We start from the raw sequence: 11,563 nt of genomic DNA on the forward strand, positions 1-11,563 counted from the left end.
GGCCCGCTGAAAAGCGGGCCTTCTTTTTGGGTGCTGCATGCGAGGTGCCCGATGCTGATGGGTTGCCGGCCAGCGGCCGGCACTACCCGGTAGGGGCCAACCTGCATCGGCTGGGAGCGGACCTGCATCTGGTGGGTGCGGACCGTTGGTCCGCACGATCCCTCAGCGCAGCGCGCCCAACCACACCCCACACGCTTCGCTCGGGCTCTGCTTGGCCTTCACCGCCAGCCCGCTCACCCGCACGAAGGTCTGCGCGGCCTGTGCCACCACCTGGCGTGCGATCAGCGCCGCCTGCTTGGTCGCGGCCTGCTGCTTGCGCAGCTGCACGATGTTGATCGAAGGCCGACCGACCGGCGCATATTTCTGGTCGCGGCGCAGCACATCGGCCACCTGCCCCACTTCGAATTCGGCCTGCAGGTAGCGGTGCTGTGCCTCCACCAGTTCACGCAGCGGTACACGCAGGGCAGCGGTGTCGGCGAAAGCAGCCAGTGCCGCATCGCAGGCGGCGTCATCGGCAAAGCGGGTACGCAGCGCGTCCACGCTGGCCAGGGTCAGTTTGGCCATGTGGGCCTCGTTGCTGCAGGAAAGGAGCGCGATTGTCGCATTGCTTGCCGGCTGATGTGTTGAACCGGGCGGCGGAATCCCTGTAGAGCCGAGCCCATGCTCGGCTCATCGCGCGCAGCGCGAGGGTTCTCCGATGGCGAAACGAAGAGCAGCCGAGCATGGGCTCGGCTCTACAATGGCCCGCTGTACCACCCACGGAAGGAAGATCCATGCAGGACGCGCAGTACTGGTTGAACGAATTCTGGACGGGCCTGAGCGTGCTCGATCTGCTGGGCGGCAGCCTGCTCGGCACGTTGCTGGGCCTGGTGCTGGGCATCGTCGCCTGGCGCTGGCTGCACCGCCGTGGTTGGTTGCAGCGGCGCAAGCGCTGGCATCACTGGCTGCTGGCCAGCTACGTGGTGCTGCTGCCGTTGGTGACGGCTTTCTTCGGCCTGCAGCTGGGCTTCACCGCCGGTGCTCACCGCGCGCTGTTCAAGCAGCTCGATCATTTCCAGCCGCACCTGCAGACCCTGGTGGAAGGCTGGAGCGAAGGCTTCACCGATTCACTGGACGACCCGCGCATGCGCGAGGCATTGCGCAGCCAGGGCACGGTGGGCGACGTAGCCGACACCATCGCCTCGGCCTACCTCAGCGAGCATCCGTTGCCCGGTCTCGACCGCCTCGGCAACGGCCCGCTGGCACGCGGCACCGGCTGGGTGGTCGGCAAGGTGCGCGAAGGCCTGCTGCGCGGCATGGTGGAAGACACGCTGGTGGACAAGGCCGGCACGATCGGCCTGGAGCCCAAGGTGGTGCGTGAGGCGCTGACCATGCACGTCGATGAGCTGCTGCACACCCGTGGCGTGCTGCGGCTGGTGAAGGCGCAGATCAACGGCATGATGCCCGGCGTGTACTTCGGGCTGCTGTTGCCGCTGCTGATCATCGCGCTGCTGGTGGCGCTGGAGATCTGGGCCGCCCAGCGGTTCGGGTGGACGCGGCAGGTGGCATCCAACGCGGTAGTGCCGGCCGCTGGCCGGCAACTGCAGGTTCCTGCCGAAGGTTGATGAGGTTGCCGGCCAGCGGCCGGCACTACCCAGCCAGGCAAGAAGGTGCATGAGCGGCGGCGTAGCCCCTGTAGAGTCGAGCCATGCTCGACTCATCGCGCGCAGCGCGATGCGTGCGGATTTCGGGCTGCTGCCGCTGCTGATCATCGCGCTGCGGGTGGCATCCAACGCGGTAGTGCCGGCCGCTGGCCGGCAACTGCAGGTTCCTGCCGAAGGTTGATGAGGTTGCCGGCCAGCGGCCGGCACTACCCAGCCAGGCAAGAAAGTGCATGAGCGGCGGCGTAGCCCCTGTAGAGTCGAGCCATGCTCGACTCATCGCGCGCAGCGCGATGCGTGCGGGTTTCGGGCTGCTGCCGCTGCTGATCATCGCGCTGCAGGTGGCATCCAGCGTGGTAGTGCCGGCCGCTGGCCGGCAGCTGCGGGTTCCTGCCGAGGGTTCATGAGGTTGCCGGCCAGCGGCCGGCACTACCCATCGGAGGGCGTGCGGACCAACGGTCCGCACCTACCGTCTTTTGCTCAATCGCCGTCGGTTTCGTCCGGGTGGGCCTTCCAGTAGCCGGTGGAACGAATCCAGTCGCGCGGCACGCCCAGGTGGCCTTCGATGAACTTGCGCATCATCCGTGCGCGGCGCGATTCGGTGGCGATCCAGTAGAAGACATCGCCGTCCGGGGCTTCGAAGTCGGTCAGCATGTCTTCCAGCAGCGTGCTGCTGGCCGCCGGGAAGCCATTGCGCTCCAGCCAGTGGATGCGCACGTTCTCGTACTGCGGCAGGTCCTGGCGCTCGGCCTCGTCGCTCACTTCGATGAAGGCCTGCACCTCGGCGCCGTCCGGCAGCACGTCCAGCCAGCGGGCGATGGCCGGCAGCGCGGTTTCATCGCCGATCAGCACATAGGCGTCGTAACTGTCGGCCACCACGAACGAGCCACGCGGGCCGCCGATCACCAGCACGTCGCCGGCCTGCGCCTGCTCGGCCCACGGCCCGGCGATGCCCTGGTCGTGCAGCACGAAGTCGATGGCCAGCTCGCCGGTTTCGTGGTCCCACCAGCGCGGGGTGTAGTCGCGCGACGGCGAGGGCTCCTTGCCGGCCGGGTAGCTGCGGCCTTCAGCGGTCAGCACCGGCAGCACCATTTCGCCGCTGGCGTTGGGGAAGAACAGCTTGATGTGGTCGTCGGCGCCGGGCGAATCGAAGCCGGCCAGATCGTCGCCGCCCAGCACCACGCGGCGCATGTGCGGGGTGACTTCTTCGGTGCGCAGCACGGTCAGTTCACGGAAGCGCACATCCAGGCGCAGGCGCGTGTTGTTGTGTTCGGTCATGGGGATACCTGCAAAGGTGTCGCGCGGGGGCGCGCGGCATGGGGGAGGACCTGGCTGGATTCAGTCTGGCTGGGTCGTTGAAAACGGTGGGCTCTCGCTACCGGCAGTGCCGTTCAGCAGGGTCGAGGCCCGCGTCAGCAGCGCAGCCACCTCGTCCGCCTCACCCTCGGCCCAGCGGCCGTGGTGGTGCACCAGCGCCCGCTTGAACTCGCGCAGGGCCATGGCCAGCGGCGGCGGCAGCGAGGCCTTGGTGATCTCGCGGGCGCGGTCGAAGGCACGTCGCTGCGCCAGCCGCACCTGGGTGCGCTGCACCTTCAGCTCGAACTCGCCGGCGGCGGTGATGCGGAAGATCCGCTTCCCATCCACTTCCTCGGCCTCGATCCAGCCGGCCTGCTCGAAGCTGGCCAGCAGCGGGTACATGGTGCCGGCGCTGGGCGTGTAGGCCTGCATGAACTGGTTGCTGATCAGCTGCATCAGCTCGTAGCCATGGCGCGGCTGCTCGCCGATCAGGGCCAGCACCAGCAGGCGCAGGTCGCCGCGGCTCAGCACGCGTGGCTGGCCGTTGCGGCGGGGCACCGCCGGATCGATGGAACGGGCTCTGGGAGAAGCGGTACGGCTCATTTCGATATATCGGTAAACGAGTGTGCAAACGATATATCGATATATCGAAGCCGGCAATCATCGATCCGGCCACAAGCAGGCCCGTTTTGGGCCACGGCCGGCCACGCGCACAGCAAAAGGGGCGCCCCTTGCAGGGCGCCCCGGCGATGCTGTGGAAGGGAGCAGGGCCGCCAGGCCCATCACTCGCGACCCACGCTGGACCCGCTGCCGGCACCATTCCAGAGGCAGATGCGACATGTTGTCGCCGGTTCAGTACACCCGCCCGGGACGCACCTACGGTGGTGCCGGGGTTGCCCTACAACCGTCATCGGCAGCGGTAACACTGCGTCCTGCACATGGGCGCAGCGGCCCGCAAGCGACAGCCCGCGCAGCCGCCAAGGCCCGCCGCAGGGCCGTCAGCGGGCCCGGCAAGCCCCTTGCGGACACTGGCCGGTTGCATCCATACGCCTGCGTAGCCAAGTGACGAAAGCCCTTGGTGCGCTACACTTTGCGGTCTAGAAATCTATACAACAGTCGCGCGCGTGCGTGCGGTTATGGGAGCGCTAATGAACTGGTTGAACGAGGTGCTGAACAACGACCCGAATCCTGTGGAAACCCAGGAGTGGATCGAGTCGTTGAAGGCCGTTATTGATGTCGAGGGCTCCGAGCGCGCGCATCAGCTGCTGGAAGGCATGGTGGAACTGACCCGTCGTTCGGGCGCCTACCTGCCGTTCTCTCCCACCACCGAGTACGTCAATACCATCGAGCCGCAGCTCGAGGCCAAGAGCCCGGGCAATGCCGAGCTGGAATGGCGCATCCGTTCGATCATCCGCTGGAACGCGATGGCCACCGTGGTGCGCGCCAACCGCAAGCCGGGTGACCTGGGCGGCCACATCGCCTCGTTCGCTTCCGGCGCCACCCTGTACGACGTGGGCTTCAACCACTTCTGGCGCGCCCCGAGCGAGAACCACCCGGGCGACCTGCTGTTCATCCAGGGCCACAGCGCCCCGGGCATCTACGCGCGTTCCTTCCTGGAAGGCCGCATCAGCGAAGAGCAGCTGGACAAGTTCCGCATGGAAGTGGACGGCGGTGGCCTGTCCTCGTACCCGCACCCGTGGCTGATGCCGGAATACTGGCAGACCCCGACCGTGTCGATGGGCCTGGGCCCGCTGGCCGCCATCTACCAGGCGCAGTTCATGCGCTACCTGGAAAACCGTGGCCTGATCGAGAAGTCCGACCGCAAGGTGTGGTGCTTCATCGGCGACGGCGAGAGCGACGAGCCGGAAACCCTGGGTGCCATCGCGCTGGCCGGCCGTGAAGGCCTGGACAACCTGATCTTCGTGGTGAACTGCAACCTGCAGCGCCTGGACGGCCCGGTGCGCGGCAACGGCAAGATCATCCAGGAACTGGAAGGCGTGTTCCGTGGCGGCGGCTGGAACGTGATCAAGCTGCTGTGGGGCGGTTACTGGGATGCCCTGCTGGCCAAGGACAGCGACGGCGTCCTGAAGAAGCTGATGATGGAAACCGTCGACGGCGAGTACCAGAACTGCAAGGCCTTCGGCGGCGCGTACACCCGCGAGCATTTCTTCGGCAAGTACCCGGAAACCGCAGCGATGGTTGCCGGCCTGAGCGACGACGACATCTGGCGCCTGAACCGTGGTGGCCACGACCCGCACAAGGTGTACGCCGCCTACCACCAGGCCGTGAACACCAAGGGCATGCCGACCGTCATCCTGGCCAAGACCGTGAAGGGTTACGGCATGGGCAGCGCCGGTGAGGCACTGAACCCGACCCACCAGACCAAGAAGCTGGACGACGAAGCGGTGCGCCACTTCCGCGACCGCTTCAACATTCCGGTGACCGACGCGCAGCTGGCCGACGGCCAGGTGCCGTTCTACCACCCGGGCCCGGATTCGCCGGAAGTGCAGTACCTGCAGGAACGCCGTGCCGCACTGGGCGGTTACCTGCCGCAGCGCCGCCGCAAGGCCGACAAGACCTTCGTGGCGCCGAAGCTGGAAGCCTACGACCGCCTGCTGAAGAGCAGCGGCGAGCGCAGCTACTCCACCACCATGGCATTCGTGCAGAGCCTGAACATCACCCTGCGTGACAAGGAACTGGGCCCGCACATCGTGCCGATCGTGGCCGACGAAGCACGTACCTTCGGTATGGAAGGCCTGTTCCGCCAGATCGGCATCTACGCGCCGTTCGGCCAGAAGTACAAGCCGGTCGACGCCGACCAGCTGATGTTCTACCGCGAAGACCAGAGTGGCCAGGTGCTGCAGCAGGGCATCAGTGAGCCGGGTGCGATCAGCTCGTGGATGGCCGCCGGTACCAGCTACTCGGTCAGCAACGTGCCGATGCTGCCGTTCTACATCTACTACTCGATGTTCGGCTTCCAGCGCGTGGGCGACATCGCCTGGCAGGCAGCGGACATGCGTACCCGCGGCTTCCTGCTGGGTGGCACCGCTGGCCGCACCACGCTGAACGGTGAAGGCCTGCAGCACGAAGATGGCTTCAGCCATCTGGTGGCCGGTGGCATCCCGAACGTGCGCAGCTACGACCCGACCTTCGGCTTCGAAGTGACGGTGGTTCTGCAGCACGGCACCAAGCGCATGATGGAAGACCAGGTGGACGAGTATTACTACGTCACCCTGATGAACGAGAACTACACCCACCCGGAAATGCCGGAAGGCGCGGCCGAAGGCATCGTCAAGGGCATGTACCTGCTGACCGACGCCGGCAAGCCGAAGAAGGGCGAGCTGCGCGTGCAGCTGCTGGGTTCGGGCACCATCCTGCGCGAAGCCATTGCCGCCGCCGAGCTGCTGGACAAGGACTTCGGCGTGACCGCCGACATCTGGAGCTGCCCGAGCTTCAACGAACTGCGTCGCGATGGTTTCGACGTGGAACGTGCCAACCGCCTGCATCCGGAAGGTGAGCAGCGCAAGGCCTACGTGACCGAGCTGCTGGAAGGCCGCCAGGGCCCGGCGATTGCCGCTACCGACTATGTGCGTGCGTATGCGGACCAGATCCGCGCGTTCGTGCCGATGTCGTACACCGTGCTGGGTACCGATGGTTTCGGCCGCTCGGATACGCGTGCGAACCTGCGCCGGTTCTTTGAGGTGGATCGGTACTACATCGCCCATGCCGCGATTGCGGCGCTGGCGAAGGAAGGGAAGATGACCGCGAAGGATGTGGCCCGGGCGATCAAGCAGTACAAGATTGATCCGGAGAAGGCTAACCCTGTTGGGGTTTGATTCCTGCCAATATCTTGTTTAGGAAAAGGGGCAGCCACTGGCCGCCCCTTTTTTTATTGAATTTCTAGCCGTGCCCGAAATCGAGCGGCATGTTCTCCAACTCCAAATGCAAATTGTCGCAGAGTTTTTGAAACTTCTTTTTGACCTTTGTATCCGACAACCATACCGCTGTCGCGGCAGACCGTATATCTCTCACTTCAGTTGCTATTCCCAGCGCAGATTGGAGGCTGGAATAAAAATCGTGGTGGTTGGCATAGGAAACCGTACTGAGGGCCCGGGCCAATCGCGCACTATCGATGCCAAGTGCTTTGCAGAATTTGGCCTTGCTTCGCCCAATCGCGGCCAGCGCCTCAACTACTGGGTCCTGCTGGCCCGGCAGATAAAAAATTCTAGGGTCCGTGCAGTCCTTATTCGCCTTGTCACCGTCCAAGACTGCCACCACCCGGACACTTCTGGTGTCGGGCGGAAATCTCTCCAGTAGTTTCAATATCTCGCTTGCGCCGCCAGGCGCAATCGTCGTCTCGAAACTTCGGTCCAAACCTGGTCCTAGCTTGCTAAGAGTTTGGCGAACAGCCTCCAAGGCATCTACGTCTTCAACGAGAATTAAGACTTGGCAAGGAGCATTCAACCCCAACTCCCGCATTGCAGATCTCTTAGTTGAGGCTGGCGATATCATCAGGCCGCCAAGTGATGTCATACCTCTGTGGATCAGGAGTACCTCATTCTCGGATGCTCTATAAAGTGCGTCTGGAGAGTGGCTTGATATCACTATATGGTGCTTATTCTTATCCGCATAGAAAGCGAGGACATCAAAGAGCGCGATCTTAGATAGCGGGGAAAGATGGGAATCCGGCTCATCCAGGATGAATACTGTGCTGTTTGCCTTCTGACGCAGAAGCCTCCATATCAAGTAGAAGCTACATAATTCCCCAAACCCCATTGTCGTTGTGTCGTACTCCAGTCCATCGGCCTTAACTTTAAAGTATGGCGTGGGCGCACCATCTTCGTCCTCAAATTCCTCTCTTTCGACGCTCGTGTCCGTACTGACTGAAAGTCCTTCGAGCTCCCATGCGTGAATAGATTCATAATTCTTTCCGCATATATGTCTGAATTGCTGAATCACATTGTCTTCATAGAAAATGGGATCGTTTTGCTCGAGTAGTTCCTCAAAGTTCGCTGCCTGCATGGCTAAGAGATCAAGGCATTTGTGCGCCTCTAGGGTAGGATCTATGAATTCAGTAGGCGGCCACGGTCCGGATTTTTCACTCCCTTTCGAAATGGAGGGAGTTGTCCAAAATTTCTTGCCTCGGTAGCTTCCAGAGATGGCACTGATCACCGGCAAGTCGCCGCTGCTGCGAAGCTCGCTCTCAAGCGATGCAAGAAATCTTGTTTTTCCCGAGCCGTTGTGTCCCACAAGAACGGTCACGCGTGAGCCTATTCTTATATCTACTGATCCGTGGCCGCTTGAAAAACTGATGGTGTCGACAGACAGATTCCTCGTGTCAGTCCTGCAGTGCTTCCAAGCGATATCGATGTCGGCCTTTCTGAGGCTCATATGCAAGAACCCCAGTCAGATCTGGAGATAAATGACAGAATTGACCACTCATCTCGGATGCCATTCTCATTAAGGAGCTGCTCGACTTGGGCCAAGTCGTCGAACTTATTTTCTGACACCGTGGATAATCCCAGGTGGGTCCAGAATGCCCATATCGCAAAGTCCCTGGCTAGAACTGACGATACGTCAGATACTCGAGAGGTCGCCCTGTCAGAATAGATTGAGAGGATCTCATTAATATGTCTTGAACTTTCAGTAGGCCTCTCTCTTCCTGGGATTGGCCTATGGCTGGCTGATTGATTGAATTGTCTTGATGTCTCGAAATCGACAATGAATTTTGACGTCAAATCTCGGTCTGGCGCCTTGTCTGCGCGGCACAAAAATAGCATCCAAGAATAAAGTGTTGCCTTGTTCAGCTTTATCTGATGAGCATAATCGCCGCGTGTGGCGATCGAAAGGGATTTTGCGAGAAATCTGGCTCTCAGAAGTATCTTCTTGTGAATTCTAGGCGACAACGGCTCATTGCGACGATACATCTCGTTAACGCCAGTGGCAGTAATTTTCTTCTGCAGCGTGCCGTATTCCAATGTACAAGCAACCCTGGCAAAGACGTCGTCGTACGCCATGCGGCTATTGCTAAAGCCAAGGGCCGAGTGGCTTTCGATGGCGCTTTCGAAGATATCGACTATATCGCGAATTTGATCGCGAACTGGGCCGAAGAATGCATTCCTTTTCTCTGCTGAAGTAAGCGCTGTGGGCTGGTTCAGTCTAAAGAAAATCTCCGCGGGTTCTTCAGGAGAATAGTCTGCGACCTCATAGACGCGAAGTGTTGTACGATCAAATTTTTTCCTCGTCTGCTCCGGAAGATCGTCAAACATCATTCCGTGGAGCATGCTTATCTCATTCGAGTGAGGTTTTATTTTTCCATCAATTCTAAATTTGTTAGACTTAAAGTCTCTAATTGCTGCAAGGCGCTGCTGACCATCGAGTACCTGCTGTTTGGCCCCGTGGGTCTGCGCGATGAGGAGGATCGGAGGTACAACCCATCCTCGGAGAATAGTATCAACAAGGCGCTGTTGCTTTGTGACTGGCCAGACTTCACCGCGTTGGAAGTCAGGTTGAAGATCAATGTCCTTGTCTACAATTCTGTTGAATATAGTCGATATATCTGGTTCGGCCGGGAAGAATCTCACAAATCGTTACCCCCAATTTGGCTATCTAAATTTTAACTATCTAAGGCGCTCAGGTGTTCTTTATGGATATAGTTGACAGACGCCAGCGTTCAATCATGATGTCGGGTATTAAGCGCACGGGCACTAAGCCTGAGATGATCGTTCGAAAATTCCTTTTCTCTAACGGATTTCGCTATCGGATCAATGTTAAGGATCTGCCGGGGGCGCCAGATATGGTGATGAAGAAGCATCATCTCGTCATCTTCGTTCACGGCTGCTTTTGGCATCATCATTCAGGCTGCAAATTCGCGAAAATGCCTAAGACTAGGCCTGAATTCTGGGTCAAAAAACTAGATGGGAATGTAGCTAGGGATTCGGTGGTTCAGCAAAACCTTCTTCAACTGGGATGGCGCATTGCAGTGGTGTGGGAGTGCGCACTCAAATGTTCTCCAGATGATTCGCTTCGTGAGCTAAGGGGGTTCGTTCTCTCGAGCCGAGTTTATGCGCAGTTCTCGAGCTTTTAGTGATCTAGGACCGAATAAATGACATCAGCGATCTGTCGAGCCATCCAAGGTGGAACCGCATTTCCGACTTGCCGGAACTGAGCGCCTCGAGAGCCTTCAAAGAAGTAGTTGTCTGGGAACGTCTGCAGCCTCGCTGCCTCACGAACGGAAAGGCTTCTGAGCTGCGTGGGATCCGGATGAATGAAGTAGTGGCCATCTTTCTGAAGATGGCTTGTCACTGTAGAGCTTGCCTCATCCTTGCGCTGAACCTTGAAACGGTCGACAAACTTTCCGCTTGTCCAGTTGTCATGATCTGGATGCATTCCTTCAGGGAATTCGCCAGCACCACGCGGCGACCTGCCATGAATCCTTGTGAAAGCCGATGCGTAACCATAGCGGACGAGATCCATCCACATATGAGGGCGAACCTCATGATTCAGAATGTAGCCGAGGCGCTCGTCCAGCAACCACGGCTTGAGATGCTCCGGAACCTCATTCACGGATGCCGTCCACGGCCTAGCCCTGCCGCCAGCGCCTGCATCAAGCGCAGGTACCAGTTTCGCTTGGCTGCGTAGTTCAGCTGAAACCTTCGCATCGTCAGACAATTCTGCCGCACGGAGCAGAATCTCCCTGGCGGCATCGGGCCAATTCTCGAAATCGACATTGGTGATGCCGCTTCTGAGGTGAGGCATTCCGCCGATCACTTCGCCCACGCTGTACTTGGCTGGCGCGCGATTGATCTGGCGTAGCGATGAAGCGTCAACGTCTTCCCGGACACCGAAAAGAACAACGCGGTGCCTCGCCTGAGGAACACCAAGCTCTTCGGCCCTCAGAATGTACCGGCGTCCATCGTCGTCGTCGAACAGGCCACTCTGATCCGCTACCAAAGGGATAATTCGGTAGCGTGGGCCGTTGCGACCACCAGGAGCTCGAAGGTCCGCGAGAATGCGCGGGAACATCAGCTCACCGCCCACCTTCGAGGAGAGAATGCCCTTGACGTTCTCCATTACAAACGCAGCGGGTGAGTACTTCTTGATGATCTTCAAGTAGTGCTGGTAGAGGAAGTGGCGCGGATCTTCCTCTGCCTTGTAGCCCACTACGCCACGGTTTCTGGCGCGTCCGACCAAGGAGTACGCCTGGCAGGGTGGTCCACCAATCAGAACCCACGGGTCTTCCTGCGACGCAACTTCGCGAATGCGGGCATGAAGCACCTTGTCGTCTTCGGGATCACCGAGCTTCAACTGCCTAGCCTCATGGCAGGCATTCTCCCACTCAGTCTTGGTCGCCTCCGTCCAAGGTCGGTCTACCCGTCCTGCCACGTAGTCGTAATAGCTATCCGGCACCTTGTGGGGCGCGAATTGGCGATAGAACGCGCGAAGTCGAAGCGTCTTGGCTGCATTGACCTCCATTTCGGCCGAAATGGCGATCTTGAACGGGCGTGACTTCGAAGAGCGGGAAGGGGTGTAAGCGGAGAACCCTTCGCCCAGCCCACCGGGGCCCGCGAAGATGTCGACGACTGGGATGTGCATGCCTTGCTTCACAATTATAAATAGGGGCGCAG

The 11,563-nt window shown here is 60.2% G+C and carries 11 protein-coding genes; 5 read left to right on the forward strand and 6 right to left on the reverse strand.

From position 1 onward, the window contains the following. Window positions 1-162: 162 nt before the first annotated feature. A complete protein-coding gene (locus AB1281_RS22190) occupies window positions 163-564 on the reverse strand; it encodes a hypothetical protein (RefSeq protein WP_430347057.1) in 402 nt (133 codons plus the stop codon). Window positions 565-773: 209 nt separating this feature from the next. Between AB1281_RS22190 and AB1281_RS22195 the strand changes: the two genes are divergently transcribed. The 3 genes from AB1281_RS22195 to AB1281_RS22205 are packed head-to-tail and all read left to right on the forward strand — an operon-like array spanning window position 774 to window position 2,047. Continuing rightward, entirely contained in the window at window positions 774-1,604 is an 831-nt protein-coding gene (locus AB1281_RS22195; protein ID WP_430347058.1) for a hypothetical protein, read from the forward strand. Window positions 1,605-1,653: 49 nt separating this feature from the next. Then, window positions 1,654-1,824: a hypothetical protein gene (locus tag AB1281_RS22200; protein WP_430347059.1), complete on the forward strand. Its 171-nt coding sequence runs from the start codon at window positions 1,654-1,656 to the stop codon at window positions 1,822-1,824. A gap of 49 nt (window positions 1,825-1,873) precedes the next feature. After that, complete coding sequence (locus tag AB1281_RS22205; protein WP_430347060.1) at window positions 1,874-2,047, forward strand: hypothetical protein; 174 nt, start codon at window positions 1,874-1,876, stop codon at window positions 2,045-2,047. Between the two features lie 73 nt (window positions 2,048-2,120). Here AB1281_RS22205 and AB1281_RS22210 read toward each other — a convergent pair whose 3' ends face one another. Together AB1281_RS22210 and AB1281_RS22215 are read right to left on the reverse strand one after the other, a co-directional pair. After that, window positions 2,121-2,918: a siderophore-interacting protein gene (locus AB1281_RS22210; protein WP_119007553.1), complete on the reverse strand. Its 798-nt coding sequence runs from the start codon at window positions 2,916-2,918 to the stop codon at window positions 2,121-2,123. 60 nt (window positions 2,919-2,978) lie between these two features. After that, window positions 2,979-3,539 carry a PadR family transcriptional regulator gene (locus AB1281_RS22215; RefSeq protein WP_430347061.1) on the reverse strand — a complete coding sequence of 187 codons (561 nt, stop codon included), beginning with the start codon at window positions 3,537-3,539 and terminating at the stop codon, window positions 2,979-2,981. 545 nt (window positions 3,540-4,084) lie between these two features. Here AB1281_RS22215 and aceE point away from each other — a divergent pair. Continuing rightward, window positions 4,085-6,772, forward strand: a complete 2,688-nt coding sequence (aceE, locus tag AB1281_RS22220) for a pyruvate dehydrogenase (acetyl-transferring), homodimeric type (protein ID WP_046984452.1) — start codon at window positions 4,085-4,087, stop codon at window positions 6,770-6,772. A 64-nt stretch (window positions 6,773-6,836) separates the two neighbouring features. Here aceE and AB1281_RS22225 read toward each other — a convergent pair whose 3' ends face one another. Both AB1281_RS22225 and AB1281_RS22230 read right to left on the reverse strand, forming a co-directional pair. Further along, window positions 6,837-8,327: an ATP-dependent nuclease gene (locus tag AB1281_RS22225; protein ID WP_430347062.1), complete on the reverse strand. Its 1,491-nt coding sequence runs from the start codon at window positions 8,325-8,327 to the stop codon at window positions 6,837-6,839. Next, a complete protein-coding gene (locus tag AB1281_RS22230) occupies window positions 8,324-9,520 on the reverse strand; it encodes a DUF262 domain-containing protein (RefSeq protein WP_430347063.1) in 1,197 nt (398 codons plus the stop codon). Before AB1281_RS22230 ends, AB1281_RS22225 begins: the two co-directional genes overlap by 4 nt. A 62-nt stretch (window positions 9,521-9,582) precedes the next feature. Here AB1281_RS22230 and AB1281_RS22235 point away from each other — a divergent pair, with 62 nt between their 5' ends. Then, complete coding sequence (locus AB1281_RS22235) at window positions 9,583-10,023, forward strand: very short patch repair endonuclease (protein ID WP_430347064.1); 441 nt, start codon at window positions 9,583-9,585, stop codon at window positions 10,021-10,023. On the opposite strand, the gene AB1281_RS22240 is transcribed toward AB1281_RS22235, so the two are convergent. After that, complete coding sequence (locus AB1281_RS22240; RefSeq protein WP_430347065.1) at window positions 10,020-11,531, reverse strand: DNA cytosine methyltransferase; 1,512 nt, start codon at window positions 11,529-11,531, stop codon at window positions 10,020-10,022. The two genes, AB1281_RS22235 and AB1281_RS22240, sit on opposite strands and share 4 nt — an antisense overlap. Window positions 11,532-11,563: the final 32 nt, after the last annotated feature.

Source organism: Stenotrophomonas sp. NRRL B-14846 (assembly GCF_050473585.1).
In the GTDB taxonomy this organism is placed as follows: Bacteria; Pseudomonadota; Gammaproteobacteria; order Xanthomonadales; family Xanthomonadaceae; genus Stenotrophomonas.

Excerpts from the sequence above, each read along its gene's own strand:
- AB1281_RS22190 (WP_430347057.1), bottom strand. The coding sequence starts at position 564 with ATGGCCAAACTGACCCTGGCCAGCGTGGACGCGCTGCGTACCCGCTTT.
- AB1281_RS22195 (WP_430347058.1), top strand. The coding sequence starts at position 774 with ATGCAGGACGCGCAGTACTGGTTGAACGAATTCTGGACGGGCCTGAGC.
- AB1281_RS22200 (WP_430347059.1), top strand. The coding sequence starts at position 1,654 with ATGAGCGGCGGCGTAGCCCCTGTAGAGTCGAGCCATGCTCGACTCATC.
- AB1281_RS22205 (WP_430347060.1), top strand. The coding sequence starts at position 1,874 with ATGAGCGGCGGCGTAGCCCCTGTAGAGTCGAGCCATGCTCGACTCATC.
- AB1281_RS22210 (WP_119007553.1), bottom strand. The coding sequence starts at position 2,918 with ATGACCGAACACAACAACACGCGCCTGCGCCTGGATGTGCGCTTCCGT.
- AB1281_RS22215 (WP_430347061.1), bottom strand. The coding sequence starts at position 3,539 with ATGAGCCGTACCGCTTCTCCCAGAGCCCGTTCCATCGATCCGGCGGTG.
- aceE (WP_046984452.1), top strand. The coding sequence starts at position 4,085 with ATGAACTGGTTGAACGAGGTGCTGAACAACGACCCGAATCCTGTGGAA.
- AB1281_RS22225 (WP_430347062.1), bottom strand. The coding sequence starts at position 8,327 with ATGAGCCTCAGAAAGGCCGACATCGATATCGCTTGGAAGCACTGCAGG.
- AB1281_RS22235 (WP_430347064.1), top strand. The coding sequence starts at position 9,583 with ATGGATATAGTTGACAGACGCCAGCGTTCAATCATGATGTCGGGTATT.
- AB1281_RS22240 (WP_430347065.1), bottom strand. The coding sequence starts at position 11,531 with ATGCACATCCCAGTCGTCGACATCTTCGCGGGCCCCGGTGGGCTGGGC.